The sequence below is a fragment of the Massilia sp. Masssp94 genome (assembly GCF_059491305.1).
Genome location: NZ_CP168501.1, coordinates 4,259,504 through 4,286,215 on the forward strand (window position 1 = coordinate 4,259,504; position 26,712 = coordinate 4,286,215).

Below are 26,712 nucleotides of genomic sequence, written 5' to 3' on the forward strand. Positions count from 1 at the left end.
GCTTCGAGTTGAAACCCCTGGGTTGCTGAACTTTGACGCTTGCAATCCTTCTGCTACAGTCTCGCCCCATGAGTAAACTATCCCTCGACCGCGTGCTCCAGTCGCAAGGCTTCGGTACACGCAAATATTGCCGGGCCCTGATCGAAGACGGCGACGTGGCCATCAACGGCGAAGTCCACGACAAGTACAAGACCCTCGTGGAGACGGACGGCCTGGTGCTGACCGTGTTCGACGAAGAATGGGTCTATCGCGAACACGTCTACATTGCCTTGTATAAACCCTCCAACTTCGAGTGCTCCCGCAAGCCGAGCCACCATCCGGGCGTGCTGACCTTGTTGCCGGAACAATTTACCTGGCGCGACGTCCAGCCTGTCGGCCGACTCGATCATGACACGACGGGCCTGCTGCTGATGTCGGACGACGGCCCGTTCATCCACGCCCAGTCTTCACCCAAGCGGCACATCCCGAAGGTGTACCAGGCGACCACCCAGGAGCCGGTCACCCAGGCGCTCGTCGACCAGCTCCTGTCGGGCGTGCAATTGCACGATGAGCCCGCGCCGCTGGCGGCCCAGTCCTGCGTACAGCGGGGCGATCATCAGCTGGAGATCGTGCTGGAGCAGGGTAAATATCATCAGGTCAAGCGCATGCTGGCTGCGGCGGATAACCATTGCGCCGCGTTGCATCGCTCGCAGATCGGCGGGCTGACGCTCGAGTCACTGGGTTTGCAGGAAGGGGAGTGGTGTTATCTGGAGCAGGCGCAGCTGGATTTGCTGGTGCCGGGCTGATGCGGTGATGCGCGGCGGCGCGCATTATCGTGCTGCCGTGCGACATTCCATGCGGATTTCCGCGACACTCGTCATCGACTCTTGTCGCTGTTTAACCCCGACGATGCCGATGCCCGCAAGAAATCACCGCCTCTTCCTCCTGCTTACCTTCCTCGCGATACATCCGGCCATGGCTCAGCAGACCGATCCGGGTCTGGCCGATTGCGCGCGCGTGACCGATGCCGCCCAGCGACTGGCGTGCTATGACCGGCTGGCCGGCGTCGCGCCCGCGCCTGCGGCCGCACCGGCACCGGCGATCCAGAATGCGGACGTGGTCAATGCCCGGGGCGCCGACGCGCCGCCCGTTCCGGCCGCAGTCGACGCTTCGCCCGGCACCATGCGAGATTTCAGCCTGGCCGATCATTGGGAACTGGACCAGGAACACAAGCGTGGCGTCTTCAATTTCCGTCCGCATCAGGTGAACTACCTGATGTTCACCCGCACCGCGCATCCCAACAACGAACCCTACCGGCCGTTCCGCCGCATCGCCGACCTGACGAGCGACCTCGCGCACTCGGAACTCGTGTTCCAGCTGGGATTCAAGATGAAGCTCGTCGAAAATGCTTTCGCCAAGCCCGTCGATCTGTGGTTTGGCTATACCCAGAACAGCTTCTGGCAAGCCGGCAATCACGAGGCGTCCAGCCCCTTCCGCGAGACGAACTATCAACCCGAGCTGATGGCCGTCACTCCACTGCATTTCAGTGTATTCGGGATGAATGCGCGCTTTCTTAATCTCGGTCTGGTGCACCAGTCGAACGGCCAGACCTCGACATTGTCGCGCAGCTGGAACCGGGTCTATGCGCAGGTCGGACTGGAGCGGGCAGGGTGGACCGTACTGGGGCGTGTCTGGAAACGCGTCAATGAGGCGGCTGCCAACGACGACAACCGCGACATCGTCGATTACATGGGACGCGGCGATGTCGTCGTGACCTACCGCAGCAATGGCAACGATTACTCGGCCCTATTGCGGCGCAATTTTTCCACCGAGCGTGGTGCTGTCCAGCTCAGCTGGGCGTTTCCGCTGGCGGGGCATATCAAGGGGTATGCTCATCTGTTTTCGGGGTATGGGCAGAGCCTGATCGATTACAATTATTACCAGAACACGGTCGGGGTGGGATTGCTTGGGACGTTCTGAAACATGATTCCAAATGCTTGCGCTGCGCATGAACGCAGGAACACGTCGGCCTATGTTTGCTGGCAGATCCGCCACTGGCTGTGACATAGTACTTGGGGCGATCCTGAACTCTCAAGCCACCGGATAACTTTTAATGAACTATTGCATAAAAAGAAATCTCGGCATGCTGGCAGCTTGTCTTGCGTTGACCGGATGGGCGACAGCACAACCGAAACCAATCGAGCAACAAGGTCAGTCTGGGGATGCGGATGTGGCTGCAAGCCAGGCCAACGACAAGTCAGTCGGCATGAAGTTCTTGCGCGATTTCGGTGCCAAAGGTGACGGTGTCACTGACGATACTGTCGCAATCAGACGTGCTTTCGGTTGGCTTGCACGAGGAGATCGCACGCTATACGGGGAGCCGGGAAAAACGTATGTTGTTTCCGATAAGCTGAGCGTCTGGGGTACTCGCATTTTATTCGATTGTCAACAGTGTATTATCAAAAACGCAATCAACGCGGCAGTGGCCGATCCGTTATTTTCGCTCACCGATACGTCGAGCAATTTCATCCGCCTGGCGAACTTCGCTGTCCAGTTCGACAAGCCGACAGGTAAGGGACATACTATTGCGATCATGGGTAGTGGTAATGCGCCACAGGCCATTGATCTTGAGAATATTCGCATCAATTTTCAGGTTGGCAAGGGCAAGGATCACAACGGTGCTCCCATGCCGGCATACGGCGTATATGCTTATGGCGTGTATACCCTCAACGTAGACCGTCTGTACATTAAGAACGGAAGTGGTGGCTTGTTCTTCGATACTCTGCAAAAGGTTTCAGTTACGCGTGCGGTAGTCGATTCCGTGACCAATTTCGGCATGGCGTTCGAAAACGTCGTCAACGCTGAAGTCGGAGGCATGTCGAACGTCACCGGATCGGGACAGAATAATCAGGCAGACGTCTACTTCAACGGCTGCGACAGCTTCACGTTCAGAGACAGTCGAATAAAGGGCGGTGCCGGAGCCCAAATCATGGCAGGCGATACACCATCACGAAATGTTAACATCGACAGCAATCATATCGAAGTTTACAACCCGAATCATCGTGCGATTTACCTCAAGGCAAACACAGTGTCGGCTGCCGTAACGAACAACTTTATCAAGCACATCGGCGGCAATGGACCGTTCGACGCGTCGATCGCGGTGGTCGAAGGGCCCGGAGCACCCTTACACGGAGCATTCCTAATCCGGCACAACATAATCGGTGTTGGAGGAGCGGACATCTTGGCAAACGGGATTCTGATCAGGACATCCCGAGACCCGGTAAACAGCGCGGTGATCGAGTCGAATACGTTGGGTGATCAGACAGTTTCGGCAACGATCACAAATGCGATCAACCTTGCTATGGTTGGCTCGCGTAACGTAGTCAGAAACAACATCGTCGGCAGTCGAAATATGACCGTCACGAACGGGATTGTGGTAGGACCACGCAACGTGGGTACTGTAGTCCAAAATAACGTAGTTGGCGGAGGAATTGTTAAAACGCTTTTGGAGAATACCGGTACCAATACGCGACTTTACGAGTCCGGTGCGTGGACGCCTATTCTGAAGGGCGAAACGACGGCCGGCGTTCACTCCTACAGGCAGCAAGTTGGCAGTTATCGGCGTATCGACGACGTAGTCTATTTTACCGCCGACGTGGCGCTCTCGGCGCTAGATCGGCAGGTGGCGGGGAATGTCATTCTGGACGGGTTGCCATATGTGGCTACTGGCGCCAGTGGTGGCTATGGAACCGCAAATGTTGCTGCGGCTCGGTTTACGTTCCCTGCCAATACCACGATGGTAGGAGCCTTCGTACAGCCGGGCACCACAAAAATCGGCTTTTCGTTTTCAGGCACGAACACAACGCCAGTCCGGGCGACCGGGGCCAACTTGAGCAGCGATTTTACAGTGACTGTCAGCGGGTTCTATTTCGCTAAATAAAAGACGGGCATCTCAAAGCTATTAGAGTTCGCATACCGGTTCGCCCTTTGTCTTTAGACACTTGGTGTGATCTTGGGCGAAATTACATAGTAAAAATGCAAGTATCAGTGTTACCTAGACAGCGGTTTTCTGACGCGTATTTTGGATCACGCGTTTCCCTTCCACATCATTCCTCATCGGGTAAATCGTCTTGCTCGCTCTCCAGTGTGGGCTGGCATAATCAAGACTGATCGTAGCGTGATTACAAATGTAAGATGATAAAACTGAAATCTAACGAAAGAGAGGATTTCATGTGCCGCTTTCGATTACTTCAGTTTAGATCGGCTCAATGCAACGTTTACTAATCGAAAGACTAACATATAAAACCTTAGTAATATCGGAAAAACTCACTAACAATCACTTATTTGTAACTTAAATGAAAAATGCACAAAGGTAATGTTGTCTTGCAAAACCGGATTTATTATTTCCTACAGGAAACTTCTTTGTCGCTTTTATGCTGAATACATACAGAACGGCGCCCAAAACTAGCGGTCGACGATATAACAAAGGGTTCCGCTTGCGCATTACAGTAAGGTAAAATGGCAGACTGTTCGCGATGCATCCAGTCCATCCCTTCCGATAACCAATGTTCAAGTTTACCAAGAGTTTTATGGCCGCGGCCCTGGCCGTAGCTTCGATCGGCGTATCCGCCCAAAATTCCATCAGTAACGCTGACCTGTTCGGTCAGGGTCAGTCCAGCCAGTTCGGCACTGAGGACAGTACGACAGGTCCAGCAACGACCGGTCAGAGTCTTGGGATATCGTCGCCCAAGAAGGTGATCATCAGCAACTCGCAGACCGGGTCGCCCGCGCAAATCGACCAGGCCAGTGGTCAAACCGACCAAGCCGCCAGTCGGGGAAGGCGCGGCGTCGGCAAAGGCAGAGGTTATGGTAGCAATGGCCTAAATGACAACGGTAACGGTGGGCTGAATGGCATTATGCCGCAATCCGCGTTTACGGATCAGCCGGGAGAAAATACGCCCCCACTCAGCGAATTCCAAAAGTTTATTTTGGACAATACGGGTCAGGCGTTGCCAATTTTCGGCTCCGAGTTTTTTTTCAATACGCCTGCCACATTTGCACCGATTATGAGTTCGCCAGTTCCCAGCGATTATCGGCTTGGCCCTGGTGACGAATTGATGATTCGCGGTTGGGGCACGATTGACATCGATTACCGTGCTATTGTCGACCGAAACGGCACGATAAATATCCCGACCGTCGGCTCTGTTGCGCTCGCAGGCGTGAAGGCTGGCGACGCTGAAAATGTCATCCGTGCCGCTATTGCCAGGCTGTACAAGGGTGTAACGGTCAGCGTTAATTTTGGCCAATTGCGCGCCTTGACCATCTATGTGGTAGGTCAAGCAAATCGACCTGGTACCTACACTGTGTCGAGCCTATCGACTTTGGTAACCGCATTGTTTGCTAGCGGCGGCCCGAACCCGAACGGCAGTATGCGCCGTGTGCAAGTAAAACGCGGTGGTAAGGTTGCGGCCGAGTTCGACCTCTATTCGTTCATTGCCAAAGGCGATAAGTCGGCGGATATCAAACTGCAAGATGGCGATACGATTTATATTCCGTCAGCCAGCGGCTTCGTGGCGTTGGTCGGCAAGGTCAATAGCCCTGGTATCTACGAGTTGAAGAATGGTAACGAGACGGTCGAATCCATGCTCGACTTTGCGGGTGGACTTCCGGTTGTGGCCGATCCTCGTCGTGCGTTCCTTGAGCGCATCGATCCGAACAAGAGCCGCCCGCGCAGCGTGGAAGAGTTCACGCTCAATGGCGAAGGACGCAGGCATTCTCTGAAGAATGGCGATGTACTCAATGTAATGTCGATCACGCCGGATTTTTCGAATGCCGTGGTTTTGCGTGGTAGTGTCGATCAGCCGGTACGTGCCCCGTTCAATCAGGGCATGCGGATCACCGATCTGATTCCAAACCGCGAGTATTTGATCACTCGTAACTCGATCAAGCGTCAAAACAATGCCGTGTCGACAGGGAACGACGAGAAAGATACGACCGAAAATGCTAGCAGCATCGCTGGGCGTATCGGTGGACTGATCGATGCCATCAATTGGGACTACGCTGTCGTCGAACGCGTTAACCGCGCGGATCTGAGCGTTCATCTGATTCCGTTCAATCTCGGCAATGTATTCTCCAATCCGAACGGGCCAGATAATCTCCAGTTGCAGCCCGGCGATACCGTAACGATTTTCTCTCAGGATGACGTGGCTGTGCCGATGGATAAGCGCCAGGTAGTCGTTCGTATCGAAGGCGAAGTAAAAGTCCCGGGTGTGTACCAAATGACTGCAGGTGATACTTTGCAAACCCTGGTCGCGAAAGCGGGCGGGCCCACTTCGAATGCATACATGTTCGGTACCGCGTTTTATCGAGAAGCAGTCCGCAAGGAACAGCAGGCGAATCTGCAACGAGCTGCGGATCGTCTCGAAGCACAGATGCGCAGCGAAGAATCCGCGCAGGCGGCCAATCTGCGAGCGATGAGCGGGACGGACGCGGCCACAGCCACCGCCCAGCTCGAAGCCGAGCGCAAGATTGCCCAGGAGCGCATCTCACGCTTCCGCAAACTTCAACCGACCGGCCGCATCGCGTTCGGTCTCGACCCAAACGATCGCACCTTCGCGCATCTGCCGCAGGTGACGCTGCAAAATGGTGACCGCCTTGTCGTTCCTGCTAAACCGGCCTTCGTCCATGTATTTGGTGCTGTCAATGTCGAGGCTTCGCCATTATGGAAACCAAATACTCGCGTCAGCGACTATCTGAAGATGGCCGGTACCGCCGTGGATGCCGATGTCGATAACGTGTTCGTCATGCGCGTCGACGGGACCGTTTTGTCGGCGGAATCACAGGGCTGGTTTTTCGGCAAGATCGGCGGTGTCGAGGTCATGCCGGGTGACACCATTGTCGTGCCAGAAAAGTTTGATCGTCAGACGACATGGACCAAATTTACCCAAGGTGCGCGCGAATGGACGCAAATCCTGGCGAACTTTGGCTTGGGTGCCGCTGCGGTCAAGACGTTGCGAGATTAACGGTGCGTAAGCCCTGCGCAATGCGCAGCGAATAAGAGATTTGAAAATGAGTCAGATTCAAGCATCAGAAAAGCAAGAGATCCCATTGCAAGTAGGAGATGCAATCGGGGTATTCGATATCCTGATCGTGCTCGCGAAGTACAAAAAGATGATTGTCGGCACGACCTTTAGTGCGGCGGCGTTGGCCGTCGGGGTTAGCATCCTATTGCCAAATGTCTATCAGGCCACGGCTAAGTTGTTGCCGCCACAACAGAGCCAATCCAGCACTATGGCTATGTTGTCTCAACTTGGGGGTGTTGCCAGCGCTGCGGCAGGGGCGGCAGGCCTGAAGAATCCAAATGATCTTTACGTCGGGATGCTTAAGAGTCGTACAGTTGCCGACCGGCTCGTGAGTCAGTTCAATTTGAAAAAGGCTTATGGAACGGACTCCCAGGATTTAGCACGTCAGAAACTCGAAGCCAATACGACGATCACTTCCGGTAAGGATAATTTGATAACGATCGAAGTTGAGGATAGAGACAAAAGCCGTGTTGCACCTCTTGCCAACGCGTACGTAAGCGAATTGTTACGCCTGACAAAAGTATTGGCGGTGACAGAAGCGGCGCAAAGACGAATGTTCTACGAGCGTCAGCTAGAGGCGACGAAAGACAATTTGGCAAAAGCTGAGATGCTTTTGAAAAGCAAGCTTGACACACACGGCGTAATTAGCGTTGACGCCGAAAGCAGAGCGATTGTCGAAACTGTTGGCCGACTCAGGGCGCAAGTATCGGCGAAAGAAATTGAACTGAGTTCAATGCGTGCTTTTGTGACCTCAGTTAATCCGGATTACCGTCGTGTGGAAGAAGAGTTAAACGGCCTTCGTGCGGAATTGTCGCGTCTTGAAAATGGCCGAGGTGACGTGACTTCTAACAGCGCAAAAGAGGGTGGTCTGGAGAACGTTAAGGTGTTGCGTGACGTGAAATACCAGCAGATGCTCTATGAATTGCTGGCCAAACAATATGAGGCGGCGCGTATTGATGAAGCCAAAGATCCAGCAGTCGTTCAGGTGCTTGACAACGCTGTCGAGCCGGAACGGAAATCGAAGCCAAAGCGTGCAGTGATCGTTTTGTTGACAACCTTAATCTCTGCGTTTGGCGCGCTCGCCCTCGCTTTTTTAGCCGAAACGCGTAAAAAGGCATTAGCATCGCCGCACGGTGCTGCGCAATGGGCAGAACTGAAGTCTCATCTGGGGCTTCGTAAGAGATCTTGACCGTCGATGCTTTGTAATTCAGTGCCAGCTTAGTTGAATATCTCGACGAAAAAAGTTCGTACTTGGGAATGTATTAAACGTAGTTCATCCCCGGACTTGACGAGCCAGTTTGGTCATAAGTGAAGACAACCTCAATTTGGCTGCTGGCTCATTAGTCCTTTATGTACCCCGCAATAACGTCGCAATAAGAATTTGTTTATTATGAAATTATCGGAAAACACGCGCATCGCAATTATCGGCTTGGGATATGTCGGCTTGCCCTTGGCTGTTGAATTCGGGAAAAAGTTTCCCACCATCGGTTTTGATATCAATACGCGCCGTGTACAGGAGCTCAAAGAGGGTGTTGACAATACTCTGGAGACTGAATCACACGAACTTGCAGAGGCTTTTAAGCTCACCTTTACGACTGATCCAGACGATTTGTGCGCTGCGACGGTTTACATCGTTACCGTACCGACACCCATCGACGAGTACAAGCAACCCGACCTTACGCCGCTCGAGAGAGCATCGACAACTCTGGGCAAAGCAATGAAGAAAGGCGATATCGCCATCTTCGAATCGACGGTTTACCCTGGAGCAACCGAAGAATATTGTGTACCGGTGATCGAGCGTGTGTCGGGTCTCAAGTGCAACAAGGATTTTTTCATCGGTTACAGCCCTGAACGTATCAATCCGGGCGACAAGGAACATCGTCTCACGACGATTACCAAGGTCACGTCGGGTTCGACCCCGGAGGCCGCTGATTTCGTCGATGCCTTGTATGGCAGCATCATCGTGGCTGGAACCCACAAAGCTTCCTCGGTGAAAGTGGCCGAGGCCGCGAAAGTGATCGAGAATACGCAACGCGATCTGAACATCGCGCTGATGAATGAGCTGACCATTATTTTTGGCAAGCTGGGCATCGATACCGAAGACGTTCTGAAAGCTGCTGGTACAAAGTGGAACTTCCTGCCTTTCCGTCCAGGACTGGTCGGCGGGCACTGCATCGGCGTTGATCCGTATTATCTTACTCATAAAGCCGAAGCGATCGGCTATCACCCGCAAGTGATCCTGGCGGGGCGCCGCATCAATGACAGTATGGGCGTCTACGTTGTCAGCCGGCTCGTCAAACAAATGCTGAAGCAGCGTATCCAGGTCGATGGCGCCAATGTCCTCGTGCTGGGTCTGACGTTTAAAGAAAACTGCCCGGATCTGCGCAACACGAAAGTGGTTGACATTGTTAATGAGCTAAAAGACTACAACGTTAACGTTGACGTCTATGATCCTTGGGTCAGCGTCGAGGGTGCACAGCATGAATATGGCATCACTCCGGTCAGCGCACCGGTCCAGGGCAAGTACGACGCCGTCGTTGTTGCTGTTGCGCATAACCAATTCAAGGAGATCGGTGCCGCTGGCTTGCGAGCCTTCGGCAAGGAGCAGCATATCCTGTTCGACCTCAAGTACGTGCTGCCAAAAGGCGATGCGGACATTCGTCTTTGATTGATGCGGTACGGCATTTGGAATGGAGATCAGTATGAACCAATTTGAAAACGTCAAGCAGGCATTGCGCGGGCAGCCGAAGACTTGGCTGGTCACCGGTTGTGCCGGCTTCATCGGGTCGAACCTGCTTGAAACGCTTTTAAAGCTCGACCAGATCGTTATTGGATTGGACAACTTTGCGACGGGTCACCAACGCAACCTGGACGAAGTACGTGAGACGGTCGGAGCCGAACGCTGGTCGCGTTTTACCATGATCACCGGAGATATCCGTGACATGGCCGTCTGCCAGGTTGCGACAAAAAAAGTCGACTATGTTTTACACCAGGCAGCTCTCGGCTCAGTACCCCGGTCCATCAAGGATCCGAATACGACGAACGAAGTCAACATCAGCGGGTTCCTGAACATGTTGACGGCTGCGAAAGATGCTGGCGTGAAGTCCTTCGTGTACGCCGCATCAAGCTCGACCTACGGCGACCATCCAGGTCTCCCCAAGATCGAGGATCGGATTGGAAAACCGTTGTCACCCTATGCTGTTACCAAATACGTTAATGAATTGTATGCCGATGTATTTGCCCGATGCTATGGGTTCAAGGCGACTGGACTGCGTTATTTCAACGTCTTCGGAAAACGCCAAGACCCTCATGGCGCATATGCAGCAGTGATTCCGAAGTGGATCGACGCAATGATCAGTGGGGGCGACATCCTCATCAACGGCGACGGGGAGACGAGCCGGGATTTTTGTTTTATTGATAACGTCGTTCAGGCGAACATTCTTGCAGCAATGGCTGAGGAATCCGCTAAAGGAGAAGTCTACAACGTAGCGGTGGGCGATATCACGACGCTCAACGAACTCGTCACCTCTCTAAGGGAAATTCTCGCAGAAAACGGCATCCGCTACGAAAAGAAAAGCGTCTATCGTGATTTCCGCGCGGGGGACGTCCGCCATTCGCAAGCTGACATCAGTAAAGCAGCATGCAAGCTCGGGTACGTCCCGACGCACCGTATCCATGATGGCTTGAAAACCGCCATGGCATGGTATATCGCAAACCGCTGAGCGCTTACGCATCGCAGCGCCTCAGTCGAACGTCGTAACGAAAAACATGAGCAACCAAAAACCGATCTACGTCACTCAACCCTACTTGCCTCCGCTGGAAGACTTTTATCCCTATCTGCAACAGATTTGGGAAAACAAAATTCTCACTAACGGCGGTCCATTTCACCAGCAGCTGGAAAAGGCGCTGTGCGAATATCTCGGGGTCGAACATTTAGCCCTGTTCTCGAATGGCACACTCGCCCTGGTTACGGCATTGCAAGCATTGCGCATTACCGGTGAGGTGATCACCACACCTTATTCATTTGTCGCTACCGCGCATTCCTTGCTTTGGAACGGTATCAAACCAGTCTTCGTCGACGTCGATCCGGACACGCTCAATCTCAATCCGGCAAAAATCGAAGCTGCAATCACTCCGCAAACGACCGCAATCATGCCGGTGCACTGCTATGGCAACCCGTGCGACGTCGAGGCAATACAAAAAATCGCCGACAACTATAACTTGCGTGTTATTTACGATGCCGCCCATGCTTTTGGCGTTCGGATGAATGGTGGCAGCGTGCTTCGTCATGGCGATCTTTCGGTCCTGAGTTTCCATGCGACCAAGGTCTTCAATACGTTCGAAGGTGGTGCAATTATCTGCCCCGATGCGAAGACCAAGACGCGTATCGACCATCTCAAGAATTTCGGTTTCGTCGATGAGTTGACAGTGGTCGCACCGGGCATCAACGGCAAGATGAGCGAAATTAATGCTGCATTCGGCATGCTCCAATTGCAGCACGTCGATGAGGCCATTGGACGCAGGCAATATATAGACAATTTGTATCGTGAACTGCTGGCAGACGTTCCCGGCATCAGTTGCGTGGGAAATGCGGGACAAGAAGTGTCCAATTACTCCTATTTTCCGGTCCTCGTCGGAGAGAATTACCCACTCAAGCGTGACGAACTGTTCCAGAAACTGCGTGACCACGGCATCGTTGCGCGCCGGTACTTCTATCCGCTGATTTCTGATTTCCCGATGTACCGTGGATTTCCGTCCTCCCATCGCGACAACCTGCCAGTCGCGACACACGCAGCAAACCAGATCATGTGTTTGCCGATTTATCCCAAGCTTGCAGACGAGGACGTGAAGCGTATCGTTCAAATCATCGCGGAGAACAGCAAGTGAACCTTGCAATCATGCAGCCCTATTTTTTTCCGTACATAGGGTACTTTCAGCTGATTGCTGCTGCGGATAAATTCGTTTTTTACGATGATGTTAATTTTATCAAAAATGGTTGGATCAATCGAAATCGACTGGTTCTCGCAGGCACAACACGCTACATCACTGTCCCCCTCGCGGGCGCAAGTCCGTTTCTGAAAATTAACCAGATCAATCTCCAAGATGGGGAAGGATGGCGACGTAAGCTTCTCGAGAGCTTGAGACACTCGTATTCAAAAGCACCATATTTTGATGATGTCAGCGCTCTTGTTCAGGAGGTTTTGGTGGCCAACGAAAAGATCAGTGAGGTGGCCAAGGCCAGTCTTACGGCTGTTTGCCGCCATCTTGGTTTGGAAAGAGAGTTTGTTTCAAGCTCGAGTATTTACGGTAATGACGCCCTCAGCGGACAAGCTCGCGTCCTCGATATCTGCTCAAAGGAAGGCGCGACCGCGTACTACAATCTGCCAGGTGGAAAGGATCTTTACAGCGAGCAGGACTTCGCTCGGCAAAATATCTCTCTGCATTTCATTCAACCGAGGATTGAACCCTATCCACAGTTCACCGAACAGTTCCAACCTGGTATGTCGATCATCGACGTTTTGATGTTCAATGATCGCGCGAAGGCGAAAGCAATGATTTGCTCGGAGATTAGCACGTGAGTACTGGAGCAATAGGCGGGTATTTCGAACTGGAATTGCCGCATACGAGAACCCAAGTATTCCCGGAAGCGATTCGTATTCAATCTGCACGCTCGGCCTTTTTGGCATTGCTTCGTGCGGCGAAACCCAGCCGTGTATGGATGCCGCACTACTTGTGCGATACCATGTATGCACCGTTGCGTAAGGCGGGCATTGAGTACATGCATTATGCGATCGATGAACGTTTTCATATTGTTGATGAGCCTGAGCTCGGTACTGGAGATTGGCTTTACTACGTAAATTATTTCGGTGTTCGCGACGACTATGTTGACTCCCTCGTAACTCGTTACGGGGAAAAGCGCATCGTTGTCGACAATTGTCAGGCTTTTTTTTCCAAGCCGCGAGATTGTGTTGCGACTATCTTTTCGCCAAGAAAATTTTTTGGTGTTCCTGACGGCGGCCTTCTTCTGACCACGATCCCAGTCGAGTTGCCGACACATCGTGATATCGATTCGCAAACCCGATCCAAGTACCTCATAGAACGTCTAGCCTCCACGCCCGAAGCAGGTTATTCCAGCTACAAAATGGCTGAGCAGTCCCTGGAAGAACTCGAACCACGTCGCATGTCGCAACTCACAGATATCTTGCTGTCGACTGTGGATTTCACAGAGGTGAGGCGCAAACGTAACAAAAACTTCTTAGCCCTTCATGCGGAGCTCGCCCGATATAACCAGTGCGAGTTCGATCCTTCAACAATTGATGGACCGTTGTGTTATCCCCTGCTTGTAGATGCCGCTGGTCTGCGCGATCACCTTATCGCAGCGAGGATTTTTGTTGCAACTTACTGGCCTGACGTGCTTGGCCGCGTAGCGAATACGGCAACCGAAACGACACTAGTAAAGAATTTGTTTCCCCTACCTTGTGATCAAAGATACGGGGAAAGTGAAATGAGGCGGATAGTCGACGTTTGCCTCATTTTTTTGAACAATAATAAGCCCGACTAACGTCAACAGAATAAATGAATATTCACGGAAAAATTGTCACCTTGCGTGCTCCAGAACTTGCCGACATGTCTAAATTGCACAAATGGAGCAACGATCCGGAGATTTGGAACATGCTCGGAGGATGGCACTTTCCGTTTTCCAGCCGGTCAACGGAAGAGTGGATTCGCAGCAGAAAAGACGGGAATCTAACCGATCATGTTTTTTGCATTGATACGCATGACGCAGGAGTCATCGGGACGGCAAACATCGTTAACATCGATTGGAAAAATAAGACCGCCTTTCACGGCATAATGATTGGAGAGACGATGTTTCGCGGGCGCGGGTATGCACTCGATTCGGTTTTCGCCATAATGCGCTACGCCTTCATGGAGCTTGGCCTGAACCGATTGGACAGTGACATCATTGCTTATAACGACCGTTCGATGAAATTCTATCTGGAAAAATGTGGCTGGAAGCACGAGGGGGTACGTCGTAATTGGTATTTCCGTGATGGGAGTTTTCACGACAAGATTCTCATCGGAATAACTCGCGACGACTATCGAGAATACGTCGAAAAGAATAAATATTGGGACTGATATCCATTGTAGAGAATTAGGATCTTCTTTGTCACTTAAGAAAAATATTCTTGCTAATTACGCAAGTCAGTTATACATCACCTTGATTGGTATCGTTCTCGTCCCTACTTATTTGCGGTACATGGGGCCTGAAGCGTATGGACTGGTCGGCTTTTTCACGATGTTACAGGCGTGGTTTCAGTTGCTTGACGTCGGTCTTACTCCAACGCTGTCACGCGAAACGGCGAGATTTAATGCCGGGGTGACAGACGAGGTCAGCTTCAGACGATTGCTCTCCACTTTGGAGCTTCTTTTCATTCTTGTCGCAGTGATTAGCTTCCTGGCCATGGTGGTTGGTTCAGATAGAATTGCGACACATTGGCTCCACGTCGAAAAAATTCCCGTTGGCGACGTCAAGGTTTCGATCATATTGATGGCTGGGACGATCGCTTTTCGTTGGGTAGGGGGGCTTTATCGTGGTGTAATCAACGGCTTTGAGAAATTTCTTTGGATTAGTAATTTCAATATCGTCATTTCAACTGTGAAATTTGTTGTTATTGTTCCGGTGATGATATTTTTGGGTGCGAGCCCACTAGTCTTCTTTGGCTACCAGTTAGCGATCGCTCTTGTCGAAATAATGACCCTTTTTTTTCGGGCAAAAAAACTTATTCCCTCAACGGCAGAAAAAAGAACAACGCTGGTGGGATTTCGTTCGATCAAGGGGCTGTTAAGTTTTTCTTTGAGCATTGCATTTACAAACTCGATTTGGATCTTGGTAACGCAAACCGATAAGCTCGTTCTTTCAAAAATTCTCTCGTTATCACAATACGCGTATTTCACGCTGGGAGTGTTGGTTGCGAGTGCTGTCAGTGTATTGAGTGGGCCAATTAGCGGAGCATTATTACCTAGGATGGCTAAAATGTCCGCAGCGGGAAACGATAACGAACTGCAATTAGTTTACGGGAAAGCGACGCAATTGGTGACTTTTGTGGTGACGCCTATAGTTGCAATGCTCGCATTCTTTTCCAAAGAAATATTATGGGCTTGGACTGGCGACCACGCCGTGGCAAACAACACTGCTCCCATATTGTCGATGTACGCTATCGGCAACGGAATTCTGGCGATAGCTGCTTTTCCTTATTACCTTCAGTATGCGAAAGGTGACTTACGGCTGCATTTGATCGGAAGTGCAGTATTTGTCGCAGTTCTTGCCCCGGCATTGATATTTTTGACGACCAATTATGGTGTTACGGGAGCGGGATATGCTTGGGTTGGAGCAAATGCCATATATTTTATTTGCTGGGTACCGTTAGTCCATCGACGTTTTTTTCGCAACTTTCATATACATTGGCTGCTACGTAACGTTTTTCCGTCCATAGCAGTTTCTCTTGCTTGTATTGTTGCCCTGAGGCACATTCCAGTATTGATGGTCCAGCGTTTTGAAACCTGGGTTGTCTTGTTCTGTCTTGGGATTGTTGTTATGTTCGCTTCCGCATGCGGTTCGTCATATGCTCGCGATTTGGTGTTGGCGAAAGTTTTTGGTAAATTCCAGCGCGAAGCTAAGTAGAAGCTGCAACGCTTTGTTGAGATGATTTATGGAAAGTAATTGTAGTAATGAGGTTCGCGTCTCTGTGTGTGTCGTGACGTATAACCAAGTCGGGTTTGTACAGCAGTGTCTTCAGAGTATTTTGAGTCAAGTCACCGAATATGATTTCGAGGTCATTATTGGAGACGATTTTTCGACCGACGGAACGCGAGAAATTATTCAGGATATGGCACGACAGTATCCAGGCAAAATTATTCCGCTTTTTCATGAGAAAAACGTCGGTGCCACCAAAAATTATTTGGCTGTTCATGATTTGGCGCGAGGAAAATATATTGCACATTGTGATGGAGACGATTATTGGTTGCCGGGGAAGCTTCAATATCAATATTCTCTGTTAGAGGCGGATGAAGATCTGGCGTTTGTTGCGGAGACGGAACATAAGATCTCCAGCCGCATGTTGCTTACAGTCGATAATCTACTTGAGATGGCAAATCCGGTGATGCATAGCTCAAAAATGTATCGACGGGAATCGATTCTTACACGTTCCTCGGATGTGGACTTGCTTGATTTTTATTTTAACGTCGAACACGCGCGTTCTGGAATAGTTCTGCTTGAGAAAGCGAGATTCACATATTATCGCCGCTATGTCGGTGTGTCGCGAAGGCTGGGAATCAGGTTTTATGCACTGAATTGCGAAGCTGCGTACCGAGCGTATGAGCTAGGGGCCAGTAAGCGGTCGGCATACGCCGCCGCAAAGTCTGCGCGCCTTGTTTTGATAAAGCAAGCAATACACGAGGCAAATTGGGAGCAACTCGATAATCTCTTGAGGCCCAGCGAGCTGGAGTTGATGCTCGCCACAACGAGCAAGCGGTACGTTTTGGAGACATTGGCTGGATACCGTATAGTTCGACCGCTCATCCATTTCGCGTTGCGGGCCAAGCGCGCAATGGCGAGCCTCGGTGGGGTGTAGGGTACGTCGGCTTCCTGATCGTGCTACCCATCGGAATCTGATATGTGCGATAACTGTAGGGAAAACTAGCGATGATTTTTCTTGGCATTGCTCTGCTAATGTTGCTTTACGTGGCCAGAAAAGGTGTCGACTTTTTCTTTTTGGCGGCGAGCACATGTGTAGTGTATTTTTATCCAGTTCTCTTTCTTGAAAAGATAGTGTTTATATCTGAAGGCATTTACTCAATCGACGTGGATAACGGTGCCAGGGTAAGTCTTGTTTGTGGGATCGTCTACCTATTGGTTGTAGGGTATCGGTCGCGCACGATGAGATGGCAGTCCGCAGGGGAGATGTCCGCAAAAAATCTTCGTTTTTTGAAGATCCAAGGAGGGCTACTGGCAGCTGTAATTGGCATGCTAATGGTTTTGATCGTTGCGCAAAACGGTTTCGGACTCAGCGGGCGCGATAAAAGTGAGGTGATGGAGAGCTTAGGCTACGCCTATAAAATCTTCAGTCTGCTCACCTCAATATTAATCGTGCTCGCTTTCTTATTGAGGGAGCGCGGTCTTTTTATCGTTGCCATTGCTGCGGTTGGACTCGATCTGATGTTCGGATTCCGCAGCAGTCTGGCTACGCTGATCGCGGCGTATTTTCTGACGCGTCCGCGAATGGTTGGGTGGAAGAGCGTGTGCTACCTCTTGCTCGGCTTCGCCTGTGCTTTGCTTATGATCGTTGCGAAGGAGACGGCGTATTTTAGTAAAAATGCGGTTGATGTTCTTTATGGTTTTGCGCAATCGTTCGATAGCGATGGTCTCGATTTTCTGTCTTTTGTTAATCCTGAGTCCGCGACAATAAGTGCTGTTTATAATGAAATCGTCAAGAGTGACTTTTCGGCGTCACCCGTTTATCTGCTTGACTCATTTGTTGCGCTCTTCCCGTTTACGAACTTGATTGGGTATGAGGCGATCGGTTTTGATACATATTTTAAAGGCATCGTTTTCGGCGCTGAAGGAAATTCTTTTGCTTCGGGTATGTTGTCGGTCGGTTACGGACTCGGCGGATATTTCGGTGTGGCGTTATGTTTTGCTTTGATCGGATGTCTTGGAAGAATCTTCAATCGCGTTGTCGAGAGAGGTGAATTCCTCAATCGTGCAATCGTAATTGCTGTCGCTGGTATCATGCTTACTTCGTTTTATCGAAGTGATCTTATATATTTGGTAGGTATTGTTCGGTCGCTTGTAGTAATCCTTATTTTGCTTAAGACTCTGGGTATCGTAATGAGAGTATTGGCGATGAGGCCTGCTCCTTCATCGTCTGCTGGGAGTTGAAAATGAAGATCGTATTATTGACAAGCTCGCTTGGTTCCGGCGGAGCAGAGAGAGTAGCGACCACACTGTGCAATCAGTGGTCGAGTCGCGGAGATAGTGTGACTTTGATTCCTACGTTCTCAGGTGGCGGCAAGCCGTTTTACTCTCTCTCAGAACAGGTGGAGCTGATTTATCTAGCCTCGCGTGTGCAGGGTCATAGCCGAGGCTTTTCGAGTTACAAAGAGCGTCTGTTCACGTTGCGTCGTCTGATTGCAGAGCGGACGCCCGACGTTGTTATTTCTTTTTTGCCAAATGTGAATGTTGCTGCGGTTCTCGCTACGCTTGGCATGAAGGTTCCAGTCATCATTTGTGAACGCTCCGACCCGAGCCGGCAACCGTATAGACCTTTGTGGAAATTCGCATGTCAACTAACTTATCGCTTTGCCGACATGCTTACAGTTCAGACGGCTTCGGTAGCTGAAAGTGCTGCTGCGCTTTTTCCGAGTGTAAGGAAGATTAGAACCGTCGCCAATCCGTTGCCGTCCGCAGTTCTGGAACACACGCGAGCAACTAAAAGTGAACGTAGAATTCTGCTTTCCCTTGGCAGGCTATCACCGGAAAAGCAGGTAGATAGGATTATTGAGGCATTTTCTAGGGTTTGCAATGCTCATCCGGATTGGGATCTGCATATCTATGGCGACGGCCCGTTGCATGATGAACTGGATGAACATGTATCTCAGCGGGGTCTGCAACAACGGATATTGTTGAAAGGCCGCACAAGCAATCCGTGGAGGGTCATGGCTGAAGCTGACGTGTTTGTCATGGCGTCGCTTTATGAGGGATTTCCCAATGCGCTATTGGAAGCGATGGGGGTTGGCTTGCCTTGTATTGCATTTGACTGCCCCAGCGGCCCGCGCGAAATATCAAATGATGGCCAAAACGCAATTCTCGTACCGCTGAACGATCAGGCCGGTTTAAGTGCCGCTATGGAGAAATTGATGAGTAATGATTCGCTCCAACACATGTTGGGGGGGCAAGCGAATCGCGCAGTTCTTGAACGATTCAGCCTAGCCGCGGTTCTCTCCCGATGGGATGATTTATTTAAAGAAGTCGGTGCAATTTAATGCGGGTTCTACACGTTATTGTCTGTCTTGACGTCGGTGGCGCAGAAATGATGTTGCGACGCCTAATCGAATCCCACAAGGACAATCCTGAGTACGAACATATTGTCGTCTCTCTGACCGACATTGGCTGCCTTGGACAGCAGATGCAGGAACTCGGAACGCGAGTGGTTTCCCTGAGAATGCGTTCGGGCTTGGAGTTCTGTTCTGTCCTGTTCCGTCTTAGGAATCTGATTCGGAAGTTCTCTCCCAATGTAGTGCAAACGTGGATGTATCACGCTGACTTGTTGGGCGGGCTCGCGGCCCGCCTGGCGGGTAACAAGAATATATTGTGGGGCATTCATTCGACCGACGTGCGTGCAGGTGGATCGAGGATGACGACCTGGGTTATGCGCGTTTGTGCAAAGGTTTCCCGTTGGGTGCCGGATACGATTTTGTGTGTTGCCGAAGTATCTCGTCAGGTGCACATCGCCGCAGGTTATTTTGAGCCCCGTACGCTCGTACTTCCTAATGGAATCGATACTGCCCGTCTCGTGTCGAATGATGACCGTCGTCGCGCGATCAGAAATACCTGCGGTTTTACGGACGATCATATAGTAATAGGAACGCTCGGTCGGTTTAACCCCGCAAAAGACTATGGTAATTTTGTTAGTGCTGCGGGTATAATTGCGGAGAAATATTTACACGTACGTTTTGTAATGGTCGGTAGCCATTTGAACGGGGATAATGCCACTCTGCGCGAATGGATCGATAAAACTGGCTTCTCGGAGCGGTTTGTTCTGTTGGGTCAGCGATCAGATGCGCCAGATTGTTTGGCGGCAATGGATATATTCTGCCTGAGCTCGAAAAGTGAGGCACTGCCGACTGTTGTCATCGAAGCGATGGGAATGGGGGTTCCTTGCGTTGCCACGGATGTTGGCGATACCAGGGTGCTTGTTCAGGATATTGGAATCGTGGTGCCGAGAGAAGATTCCGCTGCCCTGGCTGCGGGGTTAGAGAAAGTGATAGAAATGCCTGCCGAAGAACGTCACGCATTAGCGTGCATTGGAAAGGCAAGAGTGAGAGAAAATTATACGATTGAGCGTGCTCGAGATCGACTTGAGGCTTTATATACGGAAATCGTAAATAGGAATAGGTAAAAGGTCGATCTAAATGTGCGGACTTGCAGGTTTTTTAGGCGGCAGAGGGTTCACTGCGGACATCGAGCCGAATTCGCTATTGAAGCGCATGGCCGCCCCGATCTTGTCGCGCGGACCGGATGATTCTGGCTTTTGGTACAACGGCGAATGTGGCATTGGGTTAGCGCATAGACGTTTGTCAATTCTCGATCTATCTCCGGCTGGACATCAGCCGATGGCGTCCGCGAGCTCGCGTTATGTTATCGCGTTCAATGGCGAGATTTATAACCATTTGGATATTCGCGCCGAGTTGGAGCAAAAGGGGTATCGTGCCGCATGGCGTGGTCATTCTGATACGGAAACTCTTCTGGCAGGCTTCGATTTCTGGGGAATTAAAGAGACGGTCGAGCGGGCGGTGGGCATGTTTGCCTTCGCGGTCTGGGACCGGGAATTGCGCACGCTGACTCTCGCTCGTGACCGGATTGGCGAGAAGCCGATGTATTATGGCTGGCAAGGAACCGGCAACAAGCGGGCTTTCCTGTTCGGTTCCGAATTGAAAGCGCTGCGGCAACATCCGGCATTCGAGAACCAAATCGATCGTCGCGCTCTCAGCCTGCAACTCCACCATAGTTATGTGCCGGCGCCGTACTCGATCTATACCGGGATCTCGAAGCTGATGCCTGGCTGTCTGCTGAGCATTTCACCTCGGTCGGAGGAGCCGTTGATCAATGTTTATTGGTCTGCGGCAACTGTTGCGAAGGCTGGTGTTGCTGCGCCTGAGCTCGGTCAGCCTGAACAAGTTGTGGACATGTTGGAACAGCTGCTCAAGAACTCGGTCCGTCAGCAAATGCTCGCAGACGTTCCTCTTGGCGCATTTTTGTCTGGCGGGATTGATTCTTCGACGGTAGTCGCCCTGATGCAAAGCCAGTCTTCGCGGCCAATCAAGACGTTTTCGATCGGCTTCCACGAAGACGGCTATAACGAGGCTGTACACGCGAAGGCCGTGGCCGCCCATCTGGGTACTGACCATACAGAGCTCTACGTCACTGCCCAAGAGGCCATGGATGTGATTCCTCGTCTTCCAACACTGTATGACGAGCCGTTTTCGGATTCATCGCAAATCCCCACATTTTTGGTGTCCCAGCTCGCCAGGAAAGAGGTGACAGTTGCGCTGTCGGGTGACGCGGGCGACGAATTGTTTTGTGGCTACACGCGTTATCAAGACGGCGCAAAACTGTGGCGCAATATCAGCAGCCTTCCGATGCCGCTGCGTAAACTGGCCGCCGGCAGTCTGACAATGATCTCGGAAGAGAACTGGAACAAGGCTGCGCTGACATTCGGCGGAATCTTGCCGCGGTCGGTCCGGAACGTACATCTGGGTGAGAAGTTGCACAAAGGGGCAATGGTTCTGGCCAGTGAATCATTCGATACGCTCTATCGAGGCCTTGTTTCGCATTGGCGCGACCCGGCGTCCGTTGTTATCGGCGGCGACATGCCGCCTACAGTCCTGAATGGGCTAGCGCCCAAGCTGGACGGATTGGACAACGTTCAGCGGATGATGGCGCTGGACCTGATGACTTACCTGCCTGACGATATTTTGGTTAAGGTTGATCGAGCTGCAATGGGCGTGTCGCTTGAGACGCGCGTACCTTTCCTGGACCACCGTGTTGTTGAGTTCGCTTGGCGCGTGCCGCAGTCAATGAAGTTGCGTGACGGCCAAAGCAAGTGGTTGTTGAGGCAGGTCCTTTACCGGCATGTACCGAAGGCGTTGATCGAACGTCCCAAAATGGGTTTCGGTGTCCCAATAGGCGACTGGCTGCGCGGCCCCCTTCAAGACTGGGCGGAGTCCTTGATCAGCGAACATCGTTTACGCATCGAAGGATTCTTCCATCCGGAATCAATACGTCGGAAATGGGATGAGCATCGGACGGGGCGGCGCAACTGGCAGTATTACCTTTGGGATGTATTGATGTTCCAGGCTTGGTTGGAGAAAAACCACTGATTTGCATTTGTACGCATGCGGAACATGGTCTAACTCTCTCATGTTGCGGTATCCTACTTTCCTTCGCGAAAATCGTCATCGCACGCGCCGTGTCTGCGTCAGACTAGGGAATCTATCCGTAATATGAAGCAAAAGATTGTAATTTCGATCAACAGTTCTTGGAATATTTTTAATTTTCGCGTTGGTCTCATCAAGGCCCTGATCGATCACGGCTATGAGGTCATCGCGATCGCTCCAGAGGATGAATATTCGCACCGCCTGAAGGAAGTGGGGTGTAAATACTTTGCGTTGCCGATGGACAGCAACGGTAGCCATCCGGGGCGCGATTTGCTTTTACTGATCCGTTACTTTAATTTGTTGCGGACATTGAAGCCGCATGTTTTTCTCGGATATACCGTCAAGCCGAACGTCTACGGCTCGCTGGCGGCGCACGCGCTTGGTATTTCGGTTATTAATAATATTGCAGGCTTAGGCGCGACTTTTATCAAGAACAGCTATCTGACACATATCGTTCGAAAGCTGTACAAAATTGCCTTGCGAAAATCATCTTGTGTGTTCTTTCAGAACGCAGACGATCGAGATCTGTTTGTCAATACAGGCCTCGCGCGCAGGGATAAAACCGCGTTGTTACCCGGTTCTGGTATCAATCTCAGGCATTATCCGGGAGAAGCGCCGGCGGCACTGGCGGGACGCCCGTTTCGCTTCCTTCTCGTGGGACGCATGTTGCGGGACAAGGGGGTTGAGGAATTTGTGGCAGCTGCGCGGATTCTTCGCGAGCGTTTCCCTCAAGTCAAATGCCAATTGCTGGGGTTCGTTGACCCGGCAAATTCGAACGCCGTCGGCATGGAGCGGATCTCGGCATGGGAAGATGAAGGCTTGGTCGAGTATCTCGGCAAGACAGATGATGTGCGACAATTCCTGACCCAGGCCGATTGTGTCGTTCTTCCCTCGTATCGCGAGGGCGTGCCGCGTTCACTGCTCGAAGCTGCGGCGATGTCGCGTCCTATCATTGCCACCAATGTCGTCGGTTGCCGCGATGCCGTAGATGACGGTGTGAACGGTCTCCTTTGCGAAGTGAAGAACCCAGCTGATCTTGCACAGAAAATGCAGCAGATGTACGAAATGACGCCGGAACAGCGCTGGGCCATGGGTATCGCTGGACGAGACAAGATGAGAGTCGAATTCGACGAGCAGATCGTGTACCAGAAATATTTGTCGGCACTCGGCGTGATCACGACGACCACTCTACAAAAGTCGGCAGTCGACGAATTGCTGTCCAAGCGAATCAATACTTGAGATCAGTCTGCTGTAAGGCCACGCGAAGGGAACCGTCCAATCTGGTCTCTTTCGCGAAGTGTGGAGTGCCTGATGCCGCTCGACGGCATCCACGAGGCGGGCCGTCACGCAACGTGCCGAAGCGTCGGTAAGGTTGTTTTTGCCGCATGCAAAGACGCGAGGACGACGCCAGAGCATCGAGAACTTGGCCACAAATTATGCGAATGGTAAACTCGGCAAGATTTGTCTGTCGCTATTCCTCAAATTTTCCAGCACGGGCCTGCCCAACGAATGGACTGATGTGTTTGCTGCTTTAAGAATTTCTTTTAAATATACATGGTGCAGTTGGTTCGTGCTCGGCGCCGCCAATGCGTTCGGCGCCATCCCGGCCGTCCAGGGCCAGTCCGGCTACATCAACATGCCCAACGCCGCCGTCGAAGCCGACGGCACGGTGAGCACGGGTTATGGCTATGATCGCCCCTACGGCAGTTTCTGGGCGACCGCCACCGTCCTGCCGTTCCTGCAGGTGACCGGCCGGTATGTGTCGATCACAGGCACTCAGGGCTTCGCGAACCAGCCGGACGGGTACGGAAGCGCATATGGCCGCTACAAGGACAAGGTCGTCGATGCCAAGTTGCGGCTCTTGGCCGAGTCGACCTGGTTGCCGGCGATCGCCGTGGGCGCGACCGACATGCTGGGGACGGAGCTGTTCAAGGGTCATTATGTCGTCGCGTCGAAAGCGTTCGGCGCTGCACGTAACATCGAGGTCAGCGTGGGCGTCGGCAAACGGCGCCCAAGCGGTGTGTTCGCTGGAGCCCGCTGGGCGCCGACCGCCGTACCTGGATTCGCGGTGGTCGGCGAATACGATGCGAACGATTACACCAAGGACTTTCATGCAGCCGACACGGCCGCAGGTCAGCGCCGCAAGGGGGCCGCGGTCGGTGTCGAATATCGTTGGGGCTGGTTAGGCGCGCAGGTGGCGCGTCACCGCGATCACTTCAGTGCCAACGCCTACCTGAGCATTCCATTTTCCGAGCGCGAATTCATTCCCAAGCTATACGAGCCGGCGCCGTTCGACCCGAAGCAGGCGCCGCCGCGCGTCACGGGCGAGGAATGGCAGCAGCAGCCCAGCCATGGCGCCGCGCTCGTGCAGGCGCTGATCAAGCAGGATTTCAAGAACGTCCGCGTTACGTTCGAAGACGGCACGCTGAAGCTGTCGTTGACGAACAGTCGCATCTCCAATCTCGGCCGCGCGGTCGGCCGTGCGGCGCGTACCGCGCTCGCCTTTGCGCCGCAGGGCACGCGCCGGATGCAAATCGCGTACACGAAACTGGAACAGCCCATCGCGACGTATGAATTTACCGATCTGCAGAGTCTGACTGACTATTTGACCGGGTTGTCGAATCGCGAAGCCTTCCTGCAGACCGTCATCGTGCGTTATGCCCAGCCGAGCGATCAGATCGGAGAGGACCAGCACGGCATGCTGGCTGCCGTCGCGAACGAGGGCTCTCTGCAAGTGGAGGTCGGCAAGGACGGCAACACAGTCCAGCTGGCATCGGAAGACCGCGAGGCGAACCGCTTCAAGGTGTATCCCAAGGTGTCGATGTTCTTTAACGACCCGAGCGGCGCCTTGCGCTACGAACTGTGGGCTGCAGGCACTTATGACCGCCGCTTGGCCCCCGGCCTGTTCCTGAACAGCGATTTCAAGCTCACCGTGTACGAGACCGTGTCGGGCGTCACGCAGGCGTCGAACAGCCTGCTGCCCCACGTGCGCTCGGACATCGCCGACTACAAGCGCGGCGGCCGTTTCAAGCTGAACCGGTTGATGCTCAACAAATACATCATGCCGTCCGAACGATTGTACGCGCGCGTCTCCGGCGGTCTGTACGAAGAGATGTTCCGCGGCATCGGCGGCCAGGTGTTGTACCTGCCGAAGGACAGCCGCTGGGCCGCCGACGTGAACGTCGACGCCCTGCAGCAGCGCGGCGTGAAAGGGTGGTTCGACAAGCGCGACTACCAGACCGTCAGCGGCTTCGCGTCCCTGCATTACAAGCTGCCGTACGACGTCACCGCGACGGCCCGCGCCGGCCGCTTCCTCGCCAAGGACAACGGCGTGCGCATGGAGTTCAAGCGGCGCTTCCCGTCCGGTGTGGAAATCGGCGCCTGGTACACGAAGACGAGCGGCAAGGACATCACGAATCCGGGCACGCCGTCGAACCCCTACAACGACAAGGGTATCTTCCTGTCGGTGCCGCTGAACATCATGCTGCTGTCCGACACGCAGACCACCGCAGGCGTGGCCCTGTCGCCATGGACGCGCGACGTCGGCCAGATGGTGGCGAGCCCGGGCGACCTGTACGACCTCGTCGAGCAGCCGCGCCGCGACATGAACACGTTCGACGGTCTCGGCAACTTCGCCGAGCGGCGCGACGAACAGAACCTCCCGGCCGTGAATCCGCCCGTGGACGCCATGCCGAACCCGTGGCCGCTGTTCCGTATGCGCGTGGAACAATCCGTCAAGTCGACGCCGACGCTGCCGCATTGGGGCAACGGCGCCATCATCGGCGGCGGCGCGATCCTGGCCAGCGCACTGCTCGACAAGCCGGTCGATCGTTTCATGAAGAAGCACCAGGGCTCCAGCGTCGCGCGGGCCTGGAACAATATTGGCAAGGCGACGCCGGTCGTCCTGGCAGGCGCCGCGGCCGGGGCCGTCGCTTTTGGCGATGCGCGCATGCAGAACATTGGTATCATCTCGCTCGAATCGGTCGTCGGAGCCGCGGCCCTGTCGATCGGGGCGAAGCATCTCGCCGGGCGTGCCCGGCCGATCGACGAGAAGGGACAGTGGGGCAAGGCCGCGGACCGGTCGAATGCATCGTTCCCGTCCAATCACGCCAGCGTGGCGTTCGCGGCAGTGACGCCGTTCGCCCAGGAATACGATGCCCCGTGGCTGTACGGCCTGGCCGCCGCCGGCTCGCTGGGCCGCACGGCGGGACGCCAGCACTGGGTCTCCGACGTCGTGGCCGGCGGCGTCCTCGGCATGGCCGTGGGCGGCTGGCTGTGGCAGGCGCAGCGCGACAATGTGCGTTCGAGCTTCGCCGTGACGCCGGGCACGAATTCCGTTAGCGTGGCGTGGTTCGGGACTTATTGATAAAATGTAATCTTTGATCGCGCGGTGGCACCGGATATCCGGGCCGGCCAACCTGGCGCTCGACCGGCC

General features: G+C 53.0%; 19 protein-coding genes. All 19 read left to right on the forward strand.

Translation table 11 applies throughout. The features are described 5' to 3' along the window. Positions 1 to 68 precede the first annotated feature (68 nt). Positions 69 to 785, forward strand: coding sequence for a pseudouridine synthase (locus ACEN9G_RS18840; RefSeq protein WP_413337261.1), 717 nt, complete (start codon positions 69 to 71; stop codon positions 783 to 785). A gap of 169 nt (positions 786 to 954) precedes the next feature. After that, positions 955 to 1,959: a phospholipase A gene (locus ACEN9G_RS18845; RefSeq protein WP_413337260.1), complete on the forward strand. Its 1,005-nt coding sequence runs from the start codon at positions 955 to 957 to the stop codon at positions 1,957 to 1,959. A 133-nt stretch (positions 1,960 to 2,092) separates the two neighbouring features. Next, positions 2,093 to 3,919: a right-handed parallel beta-helix repeat-containing protein gene (locus ACEN9G_RS18850; RefSeq protein WP_413337259.1), complete on the forward strand. Its 1,827-nt coding sequence runs from the start codon at positions 2,093 to 2,095 to the stop codon at positions 3,917 to 3,919. A gap of 625 nt (positions 3,920 to 4,544) precedes the next feature. After that, positions 4,545 to 7,001, forward strand: coding sequence for an SLBB domain-containing protein (locus tag ACEN9G_RS18855; RefSeq protein ID WP_413337258.1), 2,457 nt, complete (start codon positions 4,545 to 4,547; stop codon positions 6,999 to 7,001). 46 nt (positions 7,002 to 7,047) lie between these two features. After that, positions 7,048 to 8,250 (forward strand): GumC family protein, encoded by a 1,203-nt coding sequence (locus ACEN9G_RS18860; RefSeq protein ID WP_413337257.1) that lies wholly within the window; start codon positions 7,048 to 7,050, stop codon positions 8,248 to 8,250. Between the two features lie 201 nt (positions 8,251 to 8,451). Further along, on the forward strand, positions 8,452 to 9,729 hold the full coding sequence (gene tviB / locus ACEN9G_RS18865; protein ID WP_413337256.1) for a Vi polysaccharide biosynthesis UDP-N-acetylglucosamine C-6 dehydrogenase TviB: 1,278 nt from the start codon (positions 8,452 to 8,454) through the stop codon (positions 9,727 to 9,729). A 34-nt stretch (positions 9,730 to 9,763) separates the two neighbouring features. After that, positions 9,764 to 10,783 (forward strand): SDR family oxidoreductase, encoded by a 1,020-nt coding sequence (locus tag ACEN9G_RS18870; protein ID WP_413337255.1) that lies wholly within the window; start codon positions 9,764 to 9,766, stop codon positions 10,781 to 10,783. A 46-nt stretch (positions 10,784 to 10,829) separates the two neighbouring features. Continuing rightward, positions 10,830 to 11,948 (forward strand): dTDP-4-amino-4,6-dideoxy-D-glucose aminotransferase VioA, encoded by a 1,119-nt coding sequence (gene vioA / locus ACEN9G_RS18875; protein ID WP_413337254.1) that lies wholly within the window; start codon positions 10,830 to 10,832, stop codon positions 11,946 to 11,948. Then, positions 11,945 to 12,640, forward strand: coding sequence for a WbqC family protein (locus tag ACEN9G_RS18880; RefSeq protein WP_413337253.1), 696 nt, complete (start codon positions 11,945 to 11,947; stop codon positions 12,638 to 12,640). The genes vioA and ACEN9G_RS18880 overlap by 4 nt, the downstream gene beginning before the upstream one ends. Next, a complete protein-coding gene (locus ACEN9G_RS18885; RefSeq protein WP_413337252.1) occupies positions 12,637 to 13,623 on the forward strand; it encodes a hypothetical protein in 987 nt (328 codons plus the stop codon). The genes ACEN9G_RS18880 and ACEN9G_RS18885 overlap by 4 nt, the downstream gene beginning before the upstream one ends. 14 nt (positions 13,624 to 13,637) lie before the next feature. Then, on the forward strand, positions 13,638 to 14,198 hold the full coding sequence (locus ACEN9G_RS18890; RefSeq protein ID WP_413337251.1) for a GNAT family N-acetyltransferase: 561 nt from the start codon (positions 13,638 to 13,640) through the stop codon (positions 14,196 to 14,198). Between the two features lie 28 nt (positions 14,199 to 14,226). Then, positions 14,227 to 15,744 (forward strand): oligosaccharide flippase family protein, encoded by a 1,518-nt coding sequence (locus ACEN9G_RS18895; RefSeq protein ID WP_413337250.1) that lies wholly within the window; start codon positions 14,227 to 14,229, stop codon positions 15,742 to 15,744. Between the two features lie 28 nt (positions 15,745 to 15,772). Beyond that, positions 15,773 to 16,693 carry a glycosyltransferase family 2 protein gene (locus ACEN9G_RS18900; protein ID WP_413337249.1) on the forward strand — a complete coding sequence of 307 codons (921 nt, stop codon included), beginning with the start codon at positions 15,773 to 15,775 and terminating at the stop codon, positions 16,691 to 16,693. Between the two features lie 71 nt (positions 16,694 to 16,764). Beyond that, positions 16,765 to 18,000: a hypothetical protein gene (locus ACEN9G_RS18905; protein ID WP_413337248.1), complete on the forward strand. Its 1,236-nt coding sequence runs from the start codon at positions 16,765 to 16,767 to the stop codon at positions 17,998 to 18,000. 2 nt (positions 18,001 to 18,002) lie between these two features. Next, on the forward strand, positions 18,003 to 19,103 hold the full coding sequence (locus ACEN9G_RS18910; protein WP_413337247.1) for a glycosyltransferase family 4 protein: 1,101 nt from the start codon (positions 18,003 to 18,005) through the stop codon (positions 19,101 to 19,103). A 50-nt stretch (positions 19,104 to 19,153) separates the two neighbouring features. After that, positions 19,154 to 20,239: a glycosyltransferase gene (locus ACEN9G_RS18915; protein WP_495605563.1), complete on the forward strand. Its 1,086-nt coding sequence runs from the start codon at positions 19,154 to 19,156 to the stop codon at positions 20,237 to 20,239. A gap of 13 nt (positions 20,240 to 20,252) precedes the next feature. Continuing rightward, on the forward strand, positions 20,253 to 22,220 hold the full coding sequence (gene asnB / locus ACEN9G_RS18920) for an asparagine synthase (glutamine-hydrolyzing) (protein ID WP_413337245.1): 1,968 nt from the start codon (positions 20,253 to 20,255) through the stop codon (positions 22,218 to 22,220). 123 nt (positions 22,221 to 22,343) lie between these two features. After that, positions 22,344 to 23,516 (forward strand): glycosyltransferase family 4 protein, encoded by a 1,173-nt coding sequence (locus ACEN9G_RS18925; RefSeq protein WP_413337244.1) that lies wholly within the window; start codon positions 22,344 to 22,346, stop codon positions 23,514 to 23,516. A 331-nt stretch (positions 23,517 to 23,847) separates the two neighbouring features. Further along, a complete protein-coding gene (locus ACEN9G_RS18930) occupies positions 23,848 to 26,643 on the forward strand; it encodes a YjbH domain-containing protein (RefSeq protein WP_413337243.1) in 2,796 nt (931 codons plus the stop codon). Positions 26,644 to 26,712: the final 69 nt, after the last annotated feature.

What these genes read in the sequence shown, in the direction of transcription:
- ACEN9G_RS18840 (WP_413337261.1), top strand. Translation starts at nt 69, where the DNA reads ATGAGTAAACTATCCCTCGACCGCGTGCTCCAGTCGCAAGGCTTCGGT.
- ACEN9G_RS18845 (WP_413337260.1), top strand. Translation starts at nt 955, where the DNA reads ATGGCTCAGCAGACCGATCCGGGTCTGGCCGATTGCGCGCGCGTGACC.
- ACEN9G_RS18850 (WP_413337259.1), top strand. Translation starts at nt 2,093, where the DNA reads ATGAACTATTGCATAAAAAGAAATCTCGGCATGCTGGCAGCTTGTCTT.
- ACEN9G_RS18855 (WP_413337258.1), top strand. Translation starts at nt 4,545, where the DNA reads ATGTTCAAGTTTACCAAGAGTTTTATGGCCGCGGCCCTGGCCGTAGCT.
- ACEN9G_RS18860 (WP_413337257.1), top strand. Translation starts at nt 7,048, where the DNA reads ATGAGTCAGATTCAAGCATCAGAAAAGCAAGAGATCCCATTGCAAGTA.
- tviB (WP_413337256.1), top strand. Translation starts at nt 8,452, where the DNA reads ATGAAATTATCGGAAAACACGCGCATCGCAATTATCGGCTTGGGATAT.
- ACEN9G_RS18870 (WP_413337255.1), top strand. Translation starts at nt 9,764, where the DNA reads ATGAACCAATTTGAAAACGTCAAGCAGGCATTGCGCGGGCAGCCGAAG.
- vioA (WP_413337254.1), top strand. Translation starts at nt 10,830, where the DNA reads ATGAGCAACCAAAAACCGATCTACGTCACTCAACCCTACTTGCCTCCG.
- ACEN9G_RS18890 (WP_413337251.1), top strand. Translation starts at nt 13,638, where the DNA reads ATGAATATTCACGGAAAAATTGTCACCTTGCGTGCTCCAGAACTTGCC.
- ACEN9G_RS18900 (WP_413337249.1), top strand. Translation starts at nt 15,773, where the DNA reads ATGGAAAGTAATTGTAGTAATGAGGTTCGCGTCTCTGTGTGTGTCGTG.
- ACEN9G_RS18905 (WP_413337248.1), top strand. Translation starts at nt 16,765, where the DNA reads ATGATTTTTCTTGGCATTGCTCTGCTAATGTTGCTTTACGTGGCCAGA.
- ACEN9G_RS18910 (WP_413337247.1), top strand. Translation starts at nt 18,003, where the DNA reads ATGAAGATCGTATTATTGACAAGCTCGCTTGGTTCCGGCGGAGCAGAG.
- ACEN9G_RS18915 (WP_495605563.1), top strand. Translation starts at nt 19,154, where the DNA reads ATGTTGCGACGCCTAATCGAATCCCACAAGGACAATCCTGAGTACGAA.
- asnB (WP_413337245.1), top strand. Translation starts at nt 20,253, where the DNA reads ATGTGCGGACTTGCAGGTTTTTTAGGCGGCAGAGGGTTCACTGCGGAC.
- ACEN9G_RS18925 (WP_413337244.1), top strand. Translation starts at nt 22,344, where the DNA reads ATGAAGCAAAAGATTGTAATTTCGATCAACAGTTCTTGGAATATTTTT.